General features: G+C 64.6%; 17 protein-coding genes. 2 read left to right on the top strand and 15 right to left on the bottom strand.

Annotated features, from left to right (window positions below; translation table 11 throughout):
* Positions 1-106: 106 nt before the first annotated feature.
* Positions 107-1,453, top strand: a complete 1,347-nt coding sequence (gene guaD / locus M0D67_RS05400; protein WP_154559955.1) for a guanine deaminase — start codon at positions 107-109, stop codon at positions 1,451-1,453.
* 124 nt (positions 1,454-1,577) lie between these two features.
* Here the strand turns inward: guaD and M0D67_RS05395 are convergent, their stop codons facing one another.
* Complete coding sequence (locus M0D67_RS05395) at positions 1,578-2,831, bottom strand: NAD(P)/FAD-dependent oxidoreductase (RefSeq protein WP_154559954.1); 1,254 nt, start codon at positions 2,829-2,831, stop codon at positions 1,578-1,580.
* A 106-nt stretch (positions 2,832-2,937) separates the two neighbouring features.
* Here M0D67_RS05395 and M0D67_RS05390 point away from each other — a divergent pair, with 106 nt between their 5' ends.
* A complete protein-coding gene (locus M0D67_RS05390; RefSeq protein WP_168435659.1) occupies positions 2,938-3,666 on the top strand; it encodes a class I SAM-dependent methyltransferase in 729 nt (242 codons plus the stop codon).
* Between the two features lie 85 nt (positions 3,667-3,751).
* Here the strand turns inward: M0D67_RS05390 and M0D67_RS05385 are convergent, their stop codons facing one another.
* Genes M0D67_RS05385 through M0D67_RS05320 form a run of 14 tightly spaced genes read right to left on the bottom strand, consistent with a single transcriptional unit; the run spans position 3,752 to position 18,632 of the window.
* On the bottom strand, positions 3,752-4,174 hold the full coding sequence (locus M0D67_RS05385) for a signal peptidase (protein ID WP_154559953.1): 423 nt from the start codon (positions 4,172-4,174) through the stop codon (positions 3,752-3,754).
* A 35-nt stretch (positions 4,175-4,209) separates the two neighbouring features.
* Positions 4,210-5,439: a beta-ketoacyl synthase N-terminal-like domain-containing protein gene (locus M0D67_RS05380; protein WP_154559952.1), complete on the bottom strand. Its 1,230-nt coding sequence runs from the start codon at positions 5,437-5,439 to the stop codon at positions 4,210-4,212.
* Positions 5,436-6,662, bottom strand: a complete 1,227-nt coding sequence (locus M0D67_RS05375) for a beta-ketoacyl-ACP synthase (RefSeq protein WP_266237635.1) — start codon at positions 6,660-6,662, stop codon at positions 5,436-5,438. Before M0D67_RS05375 ends, M0D67_RS05380 begins: the two co-directional genes overlap by 4 nt.
* Positions 6,662-7,387, bottom strand: a complete 726-nt coding sequence (locus tag M0D67_RS05370) for a 3-ketoacyl-ACP reductase FabG2 (protein WP_154559950.1) — start codon at positions 7,385-7,387, stop codon at positions 6,662-6,664. Before M0D67_RS05370 ends, M0D67_RS05375 begins: the two co-directional genes overlap by 1 nt.
* Positions 7,384-7,869 (bottom strand): hotdog family protein, encoded by a 486-nt coding sequence (locus M0D67_RS05365; protein WP_154559949.1) that lies wholly within the window; start codon positions 7,867-7,869, stop codon positions 7,384-7,386. Before M0D67_RS05365 ends, M0D67_RS05370 begins: the two co-directional genes overlap by 4 nt.
* A gap of 8 nt (positions 7,870-7,877) precedes the next feature.
* Positions 7,878-9,074 (bottom strand): beta-ketoacyl-[acyl-carrier-protein] synthase family protein, encoded by a 1,197-nt coding sequence (locus M0D67_RS05360; protein WP_154559948.1) that lies wholly within the window; start codon positions 9,072-9,074, stop codon positions 7,878-7,880.
* The gene (locus M0D67_RS05355) at positions 9,071-11,479 is read right to left on the bottom strand and encodes an MMPL family transporter (RefSeq protein WP_266237631.1); all 2,409 of its coding nucleotides are present in this window, start codon (positions 11,477-11,479) and stop codon (positions 9,071-9,073) included. The genes M0D67_RS05360 and M0D67_RS05355 overlap by 4 nt, the downstream gene beginning before the upstream one ends.
* Positions 11,479-12,171 (bottom strand): outer membrane lipoprotein carrier protein LolA, encoded by a 693-nt coding sequence (locus M0D67_RS05350; protein WP_154559946.1) that lies wholly within the window; start codon positions 12,169-12,171, stop codon positions 11,479-11,481. The genes M0D67_RS05355 and M0D67_RS05350 overlap by 1 nt, the downstream gene beginning before the upstream one ends.
* Entirely contained in the window at positions 12,159-12,590 is a 432-nt protein-coding gene (locus tag M0D67_RS05345) for a thioesterase family protein (RefSeq protein WP_154559945.1), read from the bottom strand. The genes M0D67_RS05350 and M0D67_RS05345 overlap by 13 nt, the downstream gene beginning before the upstream one ends.
* Entirely contained in the window at positions 12,587-14,206 is a 1,620-nt protein-coding gene (hutH, locus tag M0D67_RS05340; protein WP_266237627.1) for a histidine ammonia-lyase, read from the bottom strand. Before hutH ends, M0D67_RS05345 begins: the two co-directional genes overlap by 4 nt.
* Entirely contained in the window at positions 14,193-15,980 is a 1,788-nt protein-coding gene (locus tag M0D67_RS05335) for a glycosyltransferase (RefSeq protein ID WP_154559979.1), read from the bottom strand. Before M0D67_RS05335 ends, hutH begins: the two co-directional genes overlap by 14 nt.
* Positions 15,980-17,722, bottom strand: coding sequence for an AMP-binding protein (locus M0D67_RS05330; RefSeq protein WP_266237625.1), 1,743 nt, complete (start codon positions 17,720-17,722; stop codon positions 15,980-15,982). Before M0D67_RS05330 ends, M0D67_RS05335 begins: the two co-directional genes overlap by 1 nt.
* Positions 17,719-18,381, bottom strand: coding sequence for a hypothetical protein (locus M0D67_RS05325; RefSeq protein WP_154559942.1), 663 nt, complete (start codon positions 18,379-18,381; stop codon positions 17,719-17,721). Before M0D67_RS05325 ends, M0D67_RS05330 begins: the two co-directional genes overlap by 4 nt.
* Positions 18,381-18,632 carry an acyl carrier protein gene (locus M0D67_RS05320; RefSeq protein ID WP_020069032.1) on the bottom strand — a complete coding sequence of 84 codons (252 nt, stop codon included), beginning with the start codon at positions 18,630-18,632 and terminating at the stop codon, positions 18,381-18,383. The genes M0D67_RS05325 and M0D67_RS05320 overlap by 1 nt, the downstream gene beginning before the upstream one ends.

Below are 18,632 nucleotides of genomic sequence, written 5' to 3'. Positions count from 1 at the left end.
CGGGCCAATGAATGGCAGCCGGCGGCGGCACGGGTTCGTTTCGGACCCGGAATCAAGCCGCCGTCTGCGCTGTTTAGCTCCTCACAAATACGGAGACGGTTTTTCCATGACTCAACCGACACAATCAGCGTTCCGCGCACAACTGCTGACCTTCAACGGCGACCCTGCGCAATCGCCCAACGCGGCGGTCTTCAACGAGGACGGTTTGCTGATCGTCGAAGACGGCCATGTCGTCGCAGCGGGCGCGTATGCAGCGCTCGCGTCGCAACTCGCGCCGGGCACCCAGGTGCAGGAAATGCGCGACAAGCTGATCGTGCCGGGTTTCATCGATACGCACATTCACTATCCGCAGACCGACATGATCGCGTCGCCGGCGCCGGGTCTCCTGCCGTGGCTCGACACGTACACGTTCCCGACCGAGCGCCGTTTCACCGATCCGGCGTATGCACGCGATACGGCAAGCTTCTTTGTCGAAGAGCTGCTGGCTTGCGGCACGACCACCGCGCTCGTGTATTGCACGGTCCACAAGGAATCGGCCGACGCCCTCTTCACCGAGAGCGAAGCACGCAATTTGCGCATGGTGGCCGGCAAGGTGCTGATGGACCGCAACTGCCCCGAGTTTCTGCGCGACACCGCGCAATCGGGTTATGACGACAGCGCCGAGTTGATCGGCCGCTGGCACAACCGTGGCCGCCAGATGTACGCGCTCACGCCGCGTTTCGCGCCGACCTCGACCGAAGCGCAACTCGAAGCATGCGGCGTACTGGCGGGCAAGCATCCGGACATCTTCATCCAGAGCCACGTCGCGGAGAATACCGACGAAGTGAAATGGGTCGCCGATCTGTTCCCGGGCCACCGCAGCTACCTGGACATCTACGATCACTACGGCCTGCTGCGCCGCCGCGCGGTGTACGGCCATTGCATCTACCTCGACGAGGAAGACCGCAAACGCATGGCGCAAACCGGCACGGTCGCCTCGCATTGCCCGACCTCGAACCTGTTCCTCGGCAGCGGCCTGTTCGACTTCGACAAGGCCGACGAAGCCGGCATGCCGATCGCGCTAGCAACCGATGTAGGCGGCGGCACCTCGTTCTCGATGCTGCAAACCATGAACGAAGCGCACAAGGTCGCGCGGTTGACTGGTCATCATCTGACGGCCACGCGCATGTTCTATCTCGCCACCGCAGGGGCGGCCGAAGCGCTCGATCTGGCCGACAAGGTCGGCACGCTGAAGCCGAAGTCGGAAGCCGACTTCGTCGTGCTCGATCCGCAGGCCACGCCGCTGCTCGCACGCCGTACCGCACGCACCGAATCGCTCGAAGAACTGCTGTTCGCGTTCGCGCTGCTCGGCGACGACCGCGCGATCTACGAAACATATGCCGCGGGCAAGCGCGTGCATCGTCGCGACGACGTGCGTCAGCATGCGCCGCGCGTGGCGAAGATCGCGGCCTGATTGGATGGCCTGCTTGACTCTCTAGCGGACTCAGTCGATTGAGAAAAACGGCGCTTCTTTACAGAAGCGCCGTTTTCTTTTGCCCGTGCGGAGCATGGAAATGTTCCGATGCTTACAGCCTTGATCAACGATGCGTGCACACCTCATGCAACGCATTCAAGCGCCGCACCGGATCGGCGACATACGGATTCGTTTCGTCCCACGCGTAACCCGCCAGCACTGAACTGATCATGCGGCGAATCGAAGGCGTCTGGTCCGGATAGAAAATGATGTCCTGCAGCTCGCCCGTGTACCAACGCTCGACGAACGCGCGGAACGTATCGATCCCCTTGCGCAACGGTACGTCGTAAGCGGCCGACCAATCGACCTGTTCGCCATTTAGTTGCCGGTTCAACGTCTGCACCGCGAGGTGCGCGGAACGCAACGCAATCGTCACGCCGGATGAGAACACCGGATCGAGAAATTCACCCGCATTGCCGAGCAGCGCATAACCCGGTCCATGTAAACGCTCGACGTTCGCCGCGTAGCCGCCGATATGACGCACCGGCATCAGGAACGGTGCATTGCCGATCAACGGCCCGAGCGTCGGCTCCTGCTGGATCAACGCCCGCAGTTTCGCGTCGCGCTCAGCCTCCGGCACATCGAGGAAACTGGCCTCGGCAACGCATCCCACCGACGACCGGCCGCCCGCCAGCGGAATCATCCAGAACCACACGTCGCGGCGCTCCGGGTGCGTCGCCACGCAGATCTTGTTGCGATCGGTCGCGCCAGCCGGAATGCCATCGCGTACGTGCGTGAAGATCGCGGCACGTGTCGGCATGCGCGTAGGCGCTTCGAGGTTCAGCAAGCGCGGCAGCACGCGGCCGAAACCGCTCGCGTCGAACACGAAGTACGCCTCCACTTCATACGCGTTATCCGCTTCGTCGATCACGTCGAGCACCGGCTTGCTGCCATTTTCACCGGTTTGCATCGCACGCACCGTATGGCCGAAGCGCACGTCGGCGCCCTGCTCCGCCGCGCAGCGAATCAGAATATCGTCGAACACCGCGCGCTCGACCTGGTACGTGGTGCCCCACCCCGGCGAATGCTTGTCGCGGAAGTCGAACGCCGACGACTGGTCGCGGTAAACGAAATGCGCGCCGTTCTTGTACTGGAAACCGGCTTCGACCACCGCCTGCAGCATGCCCGCCTCTTCGAGGTAGGCCATGCTTTGCGGCAGCAGACTTTCGCCGATCGAGAAGCGCGGAAAATGCTGGCGCTCCAGCACCAGCACCGAACGGCCCGCCCGGCGCAAGAGCGCCGCCGCGACTGCGCCTGCCGGACCCGCACCGATGATCGCTACGTCGACAGTTATGCGCTTTGACGAATGTGTACTCAAGGTTGCCTCAATCGTTTGCTTGCACGGAACAGCGTTACGCTGCGCCCTTACTTTTCGTTACAATTACGCTTCACAGCAAGAACAATATTTCGTCGGGGAGCCCAGCGTGTCGCCATCCGAAACATCCAGTGTGCCTTTCGTGCCGGAAACGGCCTTCGGGATCTGGTTCCTGCGCACTTACACGTGGGAACATCACGTCCTGCGGGTCGCGATCAACGACCTCAAACGCCTGATCGACGCGCCCTTGCCAGCCGCGCCGGTTATCGTCGACGTCGGCTGCGGGCAAGGCATTTCGTTCCACCTGCTTGCCGAAGCGTTCAAGCCGCGCCGCCTTGTCGGCGTCGATTTTCACGAACCGTCGCTGGCGCTTGCCGCCAATGCAGCCCGCGCGTGCCGCGACAAGCTCGCCGATATCGAAGTGCTGCACGGCGACTGCGCGAAATTACCGCTGCCCGATGCCAGCGCCGACATCGTGTTCTGCCATCAAACTTTCCACCATCTCGTCGAGCAGGACCGCGCGCTCGCCGAATTCCGCCGCGTGCTCAAACCAGGCGGCATCCTGCTGTTCGCCGAATCCACCGACGCGTACATCAAATCGTGGGTGATCCGGCTGCTGTTCCGTCATCCCATGCATGTGCAGAAAAGCGCGGACGGGTACCTCGACATGATCCGCCGCGGCGGTTTCCGCTTCGAGCAGCGCAACGTCTCGCTGCCGTATCTCTGGTGGAGCCGCGCGAAAGACTTCGGCCTGCTGGAACGCCTCGGCATGTACCACCCGCAGCCTGGCAAGCGTCGGGAAACGTTGGTCAATGTCGCTGCAGTCAAGGCAGATTGAATCTCGCCAGGGCGGTGGCATGCCACCGCCCTGGTAAGCATCACGGCGTGCTTATTTGCGTGCTTATTTGCGTGTTCGATTCGACCTAGTTCGCTTCCAGCACGACAAGCTGGCCGCTCACGGCGATGGCGGCCGCGCTCGGGCTCACGCCGCAGGTGAAGTCGGTCGACGAGTTGCTCTCGGTGCTATGAAAGCGCGTCGACACGTCGATCACGGCGTTGGCGTTGCGTTCGTGGGCTGCAGCGCGCAGCTTCTGCACGGCTTGGGCAAGCGCTTCGTGGCATGCGTCATCCGGATTCGCCACCTTGCGCGCGATCCGCACAGAATAGGACACATCGCCCAACTGGCTCTTCACTGCCGGGTGGCTCTGCTGGCCAAAATAGATCTGCACACCACCGCGCGACTGGCCGCCGGCCGCCGCGAGCGGCACCGACTTCACGTCCGTGGCGCACCCCGTTTGCGTCAGCACCACCACTGCCAGTGCACCCAGTACAAAACGTTTTTTCATTTTTATTGCCCTCGTTTTTTTAAATGACGGCCGGTTCAGCCGCCCTGCCACACTTCAAACATCAGGCTTGCGCAACTGCCGCCGAACCCGAACGAAATCGACATCGCGGTGCCGATGCGCGCGTCACGCGTCGTGCGCACGAGCGGCATACCGACGACGCCCGGCTCCGGCGTCTCGATGCCTGCCGTCCCCGCGATGAAACCGTCGCGCATCATCAGCAACGTGTAGATCGCCTCGTGCGCGCCGCATGCGCCGAGCGGATGCCCGGTCATACCCTTGGTCGACGAAAACGCGGGGACTTCAGCGCCAAATACGTCAATCAAAGCGCGCAATTCCTCGACATCGCCAAGCGGTGTCGACGGTGCGTGTGTGTTGATGTAGTCCGGACGCTTGCCCGCTTCGCTCAACGCACCGCGCATTGCTCGTGCGATGCCTGCCGCACGCGGCGTGACCATGCCGGCCGCGTCCGTGCAGTCGCCGAAGCCGGTCAGCTCGGCGTAAATGCGGGCTCCACGCGCCAACGCATGATCGAGCGATTCGAGCACCAGCACACCGCCGCCCGAGGCGATCACGAAGCCGTCGCGTGCCGTGTCGTAGGGACGCGAAGCGCGCTGCGGCGTGTCGTTGAAGTTGCGCGACAGTGCGCCCATGGCGTCGAACATCAGCGTCATGTTGTCGTGCAAGGACTCGCTGCCACCGGCCAGCACGATGTGCTGGCGGCCGGTCTGGATCAACTGCATCGCCTGGCCGATGGCGAGCGCCGACGTCGTGCATGCCGACGATGGCGAATAGCTCACGCCCTCGAGTCCGAACACTTGCGCGACGTTGGCCGACGCGGTGCTGCTCATCGCATGCGGAACCGTATACGGCGGCACTTTGTCGACGCCGCGGGTATTCGCAATCGACATGGACACGTCGTAACTCGACATCGTGCCGACGCCCGAACCAATCACCGTCCCGGCGCGCGGCGAACGCAACGCGGCGAGGTCGAGCCCGGCATCGTCGATCGCTTTCTTCGCGGCATGGCACGCAAAGCGCGCGGTGTCGCCCATGAAGCGTTCGAGCTTGCGATCGAACGGCGGCTCCTGCGCGACCGATGCGACGCCCGCCACCTGCGAACCAAAACCGCGCTCACGCCACGCGTCGATCCGCTCGATGCGCGAGCGGCCCGCGCGCAGCGCGGCGGACACGTCGTCGAGCGTATTGCCGAGGCACGACACGATCCCCATGCCGGTGACGACCACGCGTTGCAGTGGCACGCTCATCGAACGCGCCTGAAAATCAGCGACGTGTTGATGCCGCCGAATGCAAAGTTGTTGCTCATCACATATTCGGCGTCGATCTCACGGCCTGTGCCGACGATGTAGTCGAGCGATGCGCAGGCCGGATCGACGTTCTCCAGATTCAAGGTCGGCGCATACCAGTTGCGCTTCATCATCTCGATGGTCCACCACGCCTCCAGTGCACCGCACGCACCGAGCGTGTGGCCGACATAGCTCTTGAGCGAACTGATCGGCATGCGTGCGCCGAAGGTCTGCGCGGTCGCATGGCTTTCGGCGATGTCGCCGCGGTCCGTCGAGGTGCCGTGCGCGTTCACGTAGGCAATCGCTTCGGGCGGCAGTTGCGCATCTTTCAAAGCGAGCTGCATGGCCAGCGCCATGGTTTCGGCGGTCGGCTGGGTCATATGCGCGCCGTCCGAATTGCAGCCGAAGCCGACGATCTCCGCGTGAATCTGCGCGCCGCGCGCCACCGCGTGTTCGTATTCTTCGAGCACCAGCGTCGCCGCGCCTTCGCCGACCACGAGGCCGTCGCGCGCGGCGTCGAACGGACGCGGCGTGAGATGCGGCTCGTCGTTGCGCGTGCTGGTGGCGTACAAGGTGTCGAACACGGCGACCGCCGGGCCCGACATTTCTTCCGCGCCGCCCGCCAGCATCAGCGTCTGCTTGCCGGCCTGGATCGCTTCATACGCGTAGCCGATCGCCTGGCTGCCCGATGCGCACGCGCACGAGGTCGGAATGATCCGCCCTTTCAGATCCCAGAACAGGCTGACGTTGACCGCCGTGGTGTGCGGCATCATCTGCACGTAGCTGTTCGACGTGACGTCGCTCATCGAGCCGGTTTCGAGCATCGTGCCGAACGCGCGAATCGGCTGCACCGAGCCCGACGACGAACCGTAGGCGACGCCCATGCGGCCGTCCTTGATGCTGGTGTCGCCGGCGAGGCCCGCGTCGGCGAGCGCCAGCTCGCTCGCGCGCACCGAGTACATCGACACCGGCCCCATCGAGCGGGTTTTCTTGCGCGGATAATGCGCAGGCACCGTGAAACCCGGCAACGGACACGCGAGCCGCGTGTGCAGCGACTCGAAGTAATCCCACTCAGGCATCCGGCGCACCGCGTTCACGCCGCTCTTCAGGCGTGCTTCGATTGCGTTCCAGTCGTCACCGAACGCCGTGACGCCCCCCATGCCCGTAATGACGACGCGTTTCATTACACCATCCCACCATTGACGCCGATCACTTGACGCGTGACATACGAGGCCGCATCGGACATCAGGAAGCTGACCACGGACGCCACTTCGGCAGGCTGGCCGACGCGGTTCATCGGCACCGTCTTCAATGCCTGCTCGAGCGGCATGTCGTCGAGCATGCCGGTATCGATCAAACCCGGCGCGACGCAATTGACGGTGATGTTGCGCGTCGCCAGTTCGACGGCGAGCGCCTTGGATGCGCCGATCAGGCCGGCCTTCGCCGCGCTGTAGTTGACCTGGCCGCGATTGCCCATCACGCCGGAGACCGACGCGATCGTGACGATGCGCCCGCCCTTTTTCGCCCGCACCATCGGCATGGTCAGCGGATGGACGACGTTGTAGAACGAGTCGAGACCGGTTTCGATCACGATGTCCCAGTCTTCTTCGGTGAGCGCAGGGAACGCGGCGTCGCGCGTCACGCCCGCGCTGCATACGATGCCGTAGTACGCGCCGTGCGCCACAACATCCACTTCGAGCACTTCGCGGCACGCGGCGCGATCGCGCACATCGAATTGCAGCACGCGCGCCGAACCGCCTTGCGCGGCAATGCCCGTTGCCACGGCTTCGGCTTCGGTGCGGCCCGTGCGGCAATGCACCGACACCGCGAAGCCGTCGGCGGCCAACTGATACGCAATCGCACGGCCGATGCCGCGGCTTGCGCCGGTAACGAGAACACGCCGGCTCATGAACTGAAACTCCCTTCGATGAATGACTGAAAATCACGCGGCTGAAAGATCTTGATGACCGCCTCGGCGCAACACACGTCGCCATGATGGATCGTGCATTCGTAGGCGCCGTGGCCTTCTTCGCTGCGCAGCAATTCTGTTGCGTGGATCAGCAACTGGGCATCGCCGGCAAACGACGGTTGCAAAGCGCGATAGCTGCGCGAGCCGAGCAGCACACCGGGGCGCGCCTGGCCACCGCCGCGCATGGCCAGCAGCGCGACGTGCGCCGCGATGGCCTGCGCCATCAACTCGATGCCGATCCATGCGGGCATCGCCCCGTCGGCGTCGGCATACCACGCGTCGGCATGAACAGTGGCACGCGCGCTCAGTGCGTCTTCGCTGAAAGTGCTCACGGCATCGATCAGCAGCATGGTGCCGCGATGCGGGATGATCGTTTCGATCGGTTGCAGGATGAGATCCTGAATGGAGGGCGTCTGGGTCATCGCGCGCGTCACCGTCCCAGGATCAGGCTGACATTGCTGCCGCCGAACGCAAACGAATTGCTCATCACGTACTGCGGTCCCGTGCCTTGCGGCAAAAAGCGTTCGGTTTCGACCAGGTCGAGCACCGGTAACGCGGGATCGGCAGCGCCGTCCCACAGATGACGCGGCAGCGGCACGGGTTGCGACTCATTCGCGCGTGCCAGCGTCAACCACGCGAAGGCGAGTTCGGTCGCGCCCGCCGCGCCGAGTTGGTGACCCGTCAGCGGCTTGGTGCCGCTCGTCGCCACGCCGTTGGGGAAGACACGCGCCATCAGCTTCGCTTCCATGTCGTCGTTCTTGCGTGTGGCGGTGGCATGCAGATTCACATAGCCGATTGCCGACGATGCGATGCCCGCGTCGGCCAACGCCGCTTGCAGCGCGAGTTCGCCGCCCACGCCTTGGGGGTCCGGCGAGGAAATATGATGCGCATCGCTCGATTCGCCGACACCCGCGAGGCGTACTGCCGCTTCTTCGCGGCTCATCAGGAACACGGCTGCGCCTTCGCCGACGTTGATCCCGCAGCGATTGCGGCTCATCGGATTGCTGCGCACACCGCTGGTCGATTCGAGCGAGGCGAAACCCTGCACCGTCAACTCGCACAGCGAATCGACGCCCCCCACCACCACCGCGTCGCACAGCCGCAATTGCAGCAGACGGCGCGCCGACGCAAAGGCCTTCGCGCTCGAAGTGCAAGCGGTCGAGATCGTGAATGCCGGGCCCTGCACGCCGAGCGCGGCGGCGGCGAACGGCGCGGCGGTGCCGATCTCCATCTGCCGGTAATTGAAATTGGCGGGCAGGTCGCCCGCTTGCGCGTGATAGACGAACGCGGCTTCGGCCGCTTCGATACCCGACGTGCTGGTGCCGAGCACCACGCCGATCCGATGCGCGCCGTAACGCTCGCGCGCCGCGTCGACCGCGGGCGCGATCTGTGTCAGCGCGGCCAGCAGCAAGCGGTTATTGCGGCAGTCGTACCGTGCGAGCCCGGCGGGCGGCGCAATATCGAGCGGCGTGAGTACGCTGCCGACAAACGCTTCGCCAATGCCCGTATGCGCGTGCGCCATACCGGGTGCGTGACCGGCGGCAAGCGCCGGGACGATTGCATCGAGGTCGCCGCCGAGCGCATTGATCATGCCGAGCGCGTGCAAATAAACTGATGGCGCCTTCATGCGGCCCTCCTTGATTCCGATGGCATGCCGATCGGTGCGAGCAGCACCGATACGAGGATGCCGAGCGCGAGCGTGGCGCCGAAACTCTTCAGCGCGGGCATCGCGCTCATGCCGAGCATGCCGAACGACAACAGCGTGGTGGCCGATGACAGCAGCACGCCGGTCCACACCGCGCCGAGATCCGCGTCCGCGCGCAAACAGCCTTCGCGCAGAAACACCGCATAGTTTGCGCCAACGCCGAGCACCAGCATCAGCGCGAGCCAGTTGAACAGATTGAGCGGCACGTGAACGTAGCCGAACACCGCGAGCGTGACGACGACCGCGAGCAGCACCGGCAGCGTCACGGCAATGCCGCCGCGCGCGCGGTAGCGCAGCATCAGCAGGACGAGCACGAGCGCGAGCGCACCGCCGAGCCACCACCCGCTGTCCACGCGATACGCGCCGAACAGCTTCGAGACGCTCGCCGCCTTGTCGACGAATACGACGCCGGGCAGCGCCTGCGCGGTGGCGATCAGCGCGGGTTCGTTCTGCGGCGTCACGCCTTGTGGAATCACGACCGCCGCATACGCTTTGGTGGCCGAATCGACTTCACCCAGCCACAGATGCCTGTAGGGCTGCGACCACGGTGCGGCGAGCCATGTGTCGACCGTAAGCAGCGGCTGCGGTTTCGCATACGCAGCGAGCCAGGCATCGGCGACTTCGTCTTTAAAGCCCGCCTGCAGCAGCGTCGCACGCAATGCCGCGGGATCGTTGAATACGTGCTGCGCAAGCAATGCACGGTCTTCGTTTTGCTGCTTCGCGGACGGCACGAACTGCGCCACCGACTGATAGCTGCCGACCTTGTTCGCCGTGCCGCTCAACCCGTCGAGCTTCGCGCCCAGCGCTTCGGCGCGCTGCAAGACGATTTCCGGCGTCTCGCCACGCACGACAAAAAACTGCGCGCTGTTATCGACACCCACCGCCGCGCGCACCTGGTCTTCCTGCGCGACCAGCGAAGGATCACGCTGGATCAGCAGATGGATATCGTCGTCGCTCGTCAGACGCAACCAGCCGGGAATCGCCAAGATCAGCAACAGCGCCGCGACGAACCATGCGCGCTTGCCGCCGATCGTGCGATGCCAGACCGTCAGCACACGCGCCGCACCAGCGAACAGGCGCCGCGGGCGCTTCGGCGGGTGCGTGAGCAGCGCGGGCAACAACCACAGCACGGAGGCATACGCCGTCACAATGCCTGCCATCGCGAAGCATGCAATCTGCTTGAGCGCGGGGAACGGCACCCACGTGAGGATCGCGTAGCCGAGCAGACTGGTGGCAAGCGCAACCGTCAAAGCCGGACGTACCGCACGCGCACCACGGCGCGAATCCCAATCGCGCTCCGCGCCGAGATAGACCACGAAATACTGAATCGAATAATCGACCGCTTCGCCGATCAGGCTCGCGCCGAACACCAGCGTCAACAGATGCAATTGACCGAACATCAGCATCGTGACCGCGAGCGCACATACGATGCCGAGCGCCGTCGAAACGAAACCGAGCAGCAACAGACGCGGCGAGCGGAACACCCACATCATCAGCAACGCAATCCCGCACAGCGACGCGACGCCGATCAGATGCACCTCGTGTTCCGATGCGCTACGTGCCGACTCCGCGTAGAACACCGCCCCGGTTCTCGCCACCGACACTTCGGGGAACGCCTGCTTCAAGGCGCTTTCGCCTTGCGCGAGCGCGGCGAGCACGGCGTGCTGCGTCTTCGATTCGTAGGCCGAGCCCGGCAGCGTGGCGACGATCAGCACACTGGTCGCAGCACCGCGATGCGCCACCAGCATGTTGTCTTCGAGTTCGAGATTCGACGTGGCGACCGGCAAACCGCCGAGCCAGTGTTCGAGCCAACCGAACGGATCGTCGGCGAGCGGCGTGGTCAGGCCGCCGTGCAATGGGCTGTAGATGCGCTGCGCGAGTGCGTCATGCAGCGCGGGGCTTGCCGCATTGCTCTGCGCGAGTGCCGCGCCGTCAACGGGCGCCAGCAAACCGAACCGATACGGCATATACAACGCGGCGATCTGTGACAGATCGAACGGCGGCAACTCCGCCGTCACCGAGCCGAACGCCCCGCTCTTCTGCAACGATGCGCCGAGTTGTTTCGCTGCCGCTTTGGCGTGCGCGTCATCGTTGCTGGTGACCAGAAAAACCGTGCGGTCGCCCAGCGCGCTCGCCAGCGTATCGACCGCCTTCTCGGCGACCGGATCCGCTTCCGTGGCAGGCAGCAACGCCAGCAGATTGGTCTGCAGCGGCGAAGGTCCCGCGAAACGCCAGCCGCAATACAGCACCGCGGCGAGCGCGAGCAGCAGCCACGCGGCGCGCATGCCCCACGCCTGTTTCGCGGACCGCTGTTGCAGCACCAGCATTACGGCGCTCCGAGCAGGCTGCGCTCAGCCGGCGTTGGTTCGGTCACCGCTGCGCTTTTAGCAAAGTCGAGTTTTGTGATGTCGCCGTTCGCGAGCGTGATGCGCAGGCTTTGAAGATAGTCGCCGCCGTTCATCTGCAAAACTTTGATCGACTGCGCGATCTGCGGCTGGTTCGGCGTGAGTTGCATGCGCCACTGCGCGGCGCTGCCTTCGGCCTGCACGTCGAATTGCGAATACAGCGCCGACAGATCGCCGCCGAGCATCGCGCGCATCATCTTCGAAACCTGCGCGACGCCGCGTGTGCCCTGGGCACTGTGAGCCGTCACGCGCTGGCCGTTGGTGTCGACTTCGGCGACGCCCGCATCGGTGATCACGTAGGTGGCTTTGTACGGCGTGTCGATCTGCCAGATCACGCCACGATCGCGGAAGAACAGCAGTGAACCCGTGCTGACGAGCGGCTGCTTCATCGCCGCGAGCGTTTGCGTTTGCGTGAATTGCGCGCGGACGCCCTTGGCCTGCGCGAGATGGGAGGCGATCTGCGAAACGAGAGCGGGGTTGCCGGCGGACTGTGCAGTTTCAGCCGCAGACGCCACAGTCGGCCATGCTGCCAGACTCGATACACTCAATACGCTTAGCGTGCCTAGCGCGAGAAACCCGCCCGCTGCCACACCGCGCAAGTTCATCGTCCCCATACACGCTCCAGCTTTTCGAATACGACGGGCGGTGACACGAACTGCAATTCCTGCGTCGCGGCATCGACTGCGACCTGGATCGTGTAGCCCTTCGTCAATCGCGTACCGGATGCGCAATCGACAATTTCATAGCCTATTTTCAGGCGGTTTTCGTGTTCGAGCAGTTGCGTGCGCACTTCGAGCGCCTGGCCGTAGGTGGCCGGGCGCACATACTTCAGATGCGCCTCGACGATCGGCCATAGGTAACCCGAGGCCTGCATCTCGCGGTAGTCGTAGTCGAAGGTGCGCAGGAGCGCCGCGCGGCCGATCTCGAAGTACTTAAGATAGTGGCCATGCCAGCACACGTTCATCGCGTCGACGTCGTGAAACGGCACTTCGACCATCGCGCTGGCTGTCAGCACTTTAGGGGAGCCGGTCATGCGTGCAATCCTCCCCGATAGTCGTTCAACAAATCGCACGCGGCGATGCGCGCAGTCAGCGCGCGCAGGTCGCTTTCCAGCGCGCGGTCCTCGTCGACGAACGGCGACTGCGCCGTCACGCTATCGATGAATACTTGTAGCGGCGCGGGAACCGGCGTGGTGCTGTCGATCTTCAACCGCAGGCGCGCGGCTTGCACCGTCGCCAGCGTATGCGCGGCGGCGACCTGCTCGGTCAACTCCAGCACGCGCAAACAGTCGCGCGCAGCGATCGTGCCCATGCTGACCTTGTCCTGATTGTGCGCCTCAGTCGAACGCGAGAACACGCTCGCGGGCATCGTGTTCTTCAACGCTTCGGCCGTCCATGCGGACGACGAAATCTGCACCGCCTTGAAACCGTGATTGATCGCGGCGCGCGCGGGCGCCGCACCCGACAGGTTGCGCGGCAAGCCGTTGTTGAAATTCACGTCGACCAGCAATGCAAGCTGCCGGTCCATCAGATCGGCGAGATTGGCGACCGCGACTTTCAGCGAGTCCATCGCGAACGCGATATGGCCGCCGTAGAAGTTGCCGCCGTGCAGCACGCGCTCGTTGTCGGGATCGATCAGCGGGTTGTCGTTCGCGCTGTTCAGTTCGTTCTCGACATCGCGGCGCACCCACGACAAGGCATCGCGAGCAACGCCGATCACATGCGGCGCGCAGCGAATCGAATAGCGATCCTGCAGACGATGCCCCGGCGTATCGTCGCGCCCGCTCAGATCGTCGCGAATCCACGCCGCGGCTTCAGCCTGGCCTGCATGCGGCTTCACTTCGAACAGCATCGCGTCGAAGTGCGCGGCACGGCCGTCGAGTGCAACGGTACAGAGCGCGGTGAGACGTGCGGTGAGGCGCGTCAGATGATCGGCACGCGCGAATGCGAGACAGGCGAGGCCCGTCATCACCGCGGTGCCGTTCATCAGCGCGAGGCCTTCTTTCGGCGCGAGCGTCAGCGGCTCGTGACCCAGTTCGGTCCAGACCTCGCGCACGTTGCGCAGACTGTCTTCGAACATCACATCGCGTTCACCCGCGAGCGCGGCGGCCACATACGAGAGCGGCGTCAAGTCGCCGCTTGCACCGACCGAGCCTTCCGACGGAATGCGCGGCAACACGCGATGATTGATCAGATCGGCAAGGCGTTCGAGCAACACCGGGCGTACGCCGGAGAAACCGTAGGCCAGCGAGTTGAGTCGCGCGGCGATCACCGCGAGCGTTTGCGCGTCGTCGAGATACTGGCCCATTCCGCAGCCGTGGTAACGCGTCAGTTGCAACGGCAAGGCTTCGACGAGTTCCATCGGCACGTCGACCACGCACGCGTCGCCATAGCCGGTGTTGACGCCGTACACGGTCGCGCCCGATGCCAGATGCCGGCGCAGAAAATCCGCGCCGCGCTGGATGCGCGCACGCCACGCCGGATCGGCGCTCAACGCAACTGGTGCGCGATGGTGGGCGATCGCAACGACTTCTTCGATCGTCAGCTTGCGGCCGCCGATCGTTACCGCCGCCGCGTTTGCGTTTGCGTTCCCGCGGGCATTCTCACTTGAGCTAGCGCTCTGCGCCTCGATCAGATCATGTTCGGCCATGTGTGCCTCGCTTGGGGCTGGCCCAGAAATCGAAGAAATTGAACCATTGATAGGGTGCCTTGCGGCAATAGTGTTCGAGGCGCGCCGCGTAACGCTGCGCCCACGCGGCAAGATGCTGCGCGCGTTCGCGGCGCGGCAACTCGATGCGCTCGGCGAACGGTTCGAAATACAGACGATAGCCGTCGCGCTCTTTCAGACAGAAGAACAGATAGACAGGGCAGCCCAACGCATGGGCGAGCACGTAGGGGCCTTGCGCGAACGGGGCGGTCGAGCCGAGAAATTGCGCTTCGGTCGTGCGGCCCGCTTCGTGTGCCGGCACGCGGTCGCCGACGATCACCAGCAGCTCGCCCGCATCGACGCGCTCCTGCATCATCATGGCGGTCTCGGGACCGAAGTCGCTGACTTCGAGTAGATGCCGCGCGAACTGGCTATTCGCCGAAGCCAGTACGCTATTGAAGCGCCGCGCGTGTTCGGTGTAGACCACGGCAGTGACTTTCGCGTAGGCGCCCTGCGCGGCGAGCGCGCGGGTCATTTCCAGATTGCCGAGATGCGCGCCGATCACGAGCGCACCTTTGCCGCTTGCGACCAATGCTTCGAATGCCGATGGGTCTTCGAATTTGACGTCGGCGTTGTTGACGCGGCCAGACCATGCCGCGAGCTTATCGAAGCCCGATTGCGCGAACGCCAGCATGTGGCGATAGGCGGACAGCCAACCCGGACGCGGCGTATCGCCGTGCGGTGCGGCTTCGCCAAGACGCGTGAAGTAGTTGCTCGACGCCTCGCGTGCGGCGCGGCCCGTCAGCAGAAAATACGCGACGATCGGATGCAGCCAGAGCGCCGTGAAACGGCGGCCGAACAGCTTGCAACTGAGCGCGAGCAAGGACATGCCCAGATGGCTGCCGCGTTCGGCGATCCGCCACCAGTCCTGGGGGCTTTGTTCGTTTTGCTCAGCGTGCTGGCCGGGTTCGCTCAGGTTGCCCGGCTTGCCCGGTTCGCTCTGCTTAACCGCCTCACTTGCGATCGCCAGACGGCGTGGCATCACTTTGTGCGCGAGCAGCATCGGCAGACGCCACAGCATGCCGAACACGAGGCGCGTGTGGCTGCGGCTGATGCGCACGTTGTCCCACAGCACGTCGAAATGCGAGACGCCATCGCTTGCGTAGGTGACGCGCGTCGGAATCGAGCGGAACGCGGCGCGCCGCCAGTACAAACGCACGAGAATTTCGATGTCGAAGTCCATGCGCGTCGGCAGTTGCACGCTGTCGATCAGCTCGCAGGCCAGCGCCAGCGGATACAGACGGAAGCCGCACATCGAATCGCGGATCGTCAGCGAGAGCGTTTCGATCCACACCCATACGTGCGTCAGATAACGGCCGTAGAGGCGCGATTTCGGCACGCTCTCGTCGTAGACCGGGCGGCCGAGGATCACCGCGCCCGGTTCGGCGAGCGCCGCTTCGATGAAACGTGGCACATCGGTCGCGTCGTGCTGGCCGTCGGCGTCGATCTGCAGAGCGTGCGTGTACTCCGCAGTGCGCGCGGCGCGCAGTCCCGCCATCACGGCCGCGCCCTTGCCGCCGTTAACTGGCAAACGCAGCAGCGTGAGCTGCCCCGCGTACTGTTGCGCGAGTGAGGCGAGCACCTGCTGGGTCGCCTCGTCGCTGCCGTCGTCGACGACAAAGATCGGCAAGCCGTGCACCGCGAGATGGGCAACGGTCGCGTCGACCGCGTCCTTGTGGTTGTAAATCGGAATAACGATGCAAGGAGCGAAGCGCATCATGCAGGCTCCCGATACACGATCACGCCCGATGCGCATTCACGCCCGCTCAGCCGGTACGCGAACTGCACGCGGCCACGCGCTGCGTCGTGTGCGAGCGTGAGATTCAGCACCGCGCCCGGCGGCACCGGCGCCATGAACTTGAGACGGTCGACCGATGCCAGCGCGCGCACGGCCGGCACGTGTTCGGCCGCCAGATGCATCGCCCAATGCACCTGGACCACGCCCGGCAAAATCGGCAGACCGGGGAAGTGGCCGGCGAAATGCACAAGCGTCGGCGGCACGCGCAGTTCGTAATGCAACGTGTCGGCACTGCGAGCTTCGGCGAGCACTTCCACGCCGTCCGCGCGCGGCTCGAATGCCGCCGCGACCGCAGCCACCGGCAGTTTGCCGCGCGCGTCGAACGGCAATGTGAGGCGAAAACGCCAGTGACGCGGCAGCACCACCACATCGAAATAGGCAGCGAGATGCCGGCGCAGGGTTTGCGCGAGCAGCACACGACCTTCGTCCCGCAATGCCTCGCAGCCGGCTTCCGTCAGCGCCACGACGGCGCCGACGCGCTCGCGCGAGGCGCCTTCAAGCGGCACGATCGCCGCTTGCGCGACATACGGATGCAGCGCGAGACGCGCTTCGAGCTCCGGCAGCGACACGCGCTTGCCGTCCAGCTTGAGCACGCGATCGAGCCGACCTTGCAGGCGGAAGCGGCCATCGGCGTCGAACGCGATCTTGTCGTCCGTGCGATGCCAGCCGGTGTGATCGAGATGCGGCGAGCGGACGTTCAGCGCGCCGTCTTCGTCGCGGCGCACTTCAATGCCGACGACCGGCTGCCAGGCATCAGTCTGATCCTGACGACGCCACGCGATGCCACCGGTTTCCGTACTGCCGTAGATTTCGAGCGGCGCAGCGCCATAAGCGGCGGCGTATTCCTGCGCGGCTTCCAGGGTGAGCGGGCCGCCCGAAGAAAAGAATGCGCGCGGCGCCGGCGTCAACGCGGCGAAACCAGGCAACGCGGGCCAACGCGACAACTGCGCGGGCGTCGAGACAACCACCGTCGCGCCGCATTGCTCGATCTGCGTTTGCAGATGCAAGGGCTCGATGCTGATCGCGCGGTCGAACGCGCGGCCCGCTGCAAGCGGCCACAGCACGCGAAACAGCAAACCGTAAATGTGATGATGCGGCACGCTCGCGAGCATCGTCGCATCGCCGACCAAAGCGCCCCACTGTTTTTCGAGCGTGTGCACTTCGGCGTTGAATTGCGCGAGGGTCTTGCGGATCGGCTTGGGGGCGCCGCTGCTGCCGGAGGTGTAGAGCGTCAACGGAGCTTGCGGATCGATCGTGTGCGAGGCGCCTGGCGTGTGTGTGGCATCGGCATCGGCATCGGCATCGGCATCGGCATCGGCATCGGCGTCAGCGTCTCGCACACCGCGCGGCAGATCGGCGTCGGTCAGCACGGCGTCGTACGCGTCGGCAAGATCGGCGAGATAGCCCGGCGTCGCATTGGCCGGAATCACCGGCTCTTTGCCGCACGCGAACAGCGCAAACAGCGCGCAGGCGAAATCGAACGGATCGTCGATGCATAACGCGTAGCGGCGCGCGTCTTGCGTTTGCATCAGCGTGACCAGAGCCGACACGCGCGCGCGAAACGCTGCGCGGTCGAGCACCGTCGCGCCGTCGCGGCATACCGGCGCATTCACAATGGCGGCCCCATGGCCCGCGGACAACAGATCATGCAGCGCAATCATGCCGCCTCCGAACGCGCGGCTCGCGGCAACACCACCAGATAACGCCAGATGACCTCGGCCACCAGCAGCACGCCGATCAACCCATACGCAATCGCGCCGTTATAGAGCGACCAGTTTGCGCGGCTCCAATAGAACGCCGTATAAGCGGAGAACGCGCCGTTCAGCGCGAAGAAAACACACCACACCTGGGTCACACGCCACGTATGGCGCACGGCGCCAGGTGGCAGATCCGGATTGCCCAGCCGCGCGAATTTTTCGATCATCGACGGCCCGCGCACCAGCGTCGCACCGAACGCGATCAACAGGCCCAGATTGACGAGCGACGGATAGAGGCGCAGCAGCAGCTCGCTGTTGGTGAACACGATCGCCGCCGAGGCGCAGCTCAGCAAGCCGACCACGGTCCAGTCGATCGTGGAGAGCCGGCGCAGCGAGGTTGCGACCGGACCACTGCCGGCCCAGCGTTGCAGCCACAGAATCGCAAACAGCATGCAGCCGACATAGCGCGGCGTGTCCCAGCGCCAGGCACACAGAATCAACGCGGGATATGCGAGTTTCAGCAGGACCTGCACCACCGTTTTGGCCCAGTGGCGCTCAGTGCCGGGCGATGCCTCGGCGGGCCGACTCGCCGCCGCTTGCATTCGCGAACGCACGGATGGCATCAGCCTTGTGCCGCCAGCAGGGACTCGACCGCACCGATCACATCGCCGACCGTGCGCACCGACTTGAATTCTTCCGGCTTGATGCGGCGGCCGGTCATTTCCTGCAGTTTGATCGCGAGGTCGACGGCGTCGATACTGTCGAGATCGAGGTCTTCGAAGAGATGTGCGTCGGGCGTCACGCGCTCCGGCTCGATCGCGAAGTTCTCTTTGAAGATGGCGCGGATGCGTTCAAGAATCTCTGCCTCGGACAC

Origin of the sequence: Paraburkholderia sp. SECH4, from assembly GCF_030511745.1 — a bacterium.
GTDB lineage: Bacteria > Pseudomonadota > Gammaproteobacteria > Burkholderiales > Burkholderiaceae > Paraburkholderia > Paraburkholderia madseniana.
This window is presented reverse-complemented; position numbering and strand designations above follow the sequence as displayed.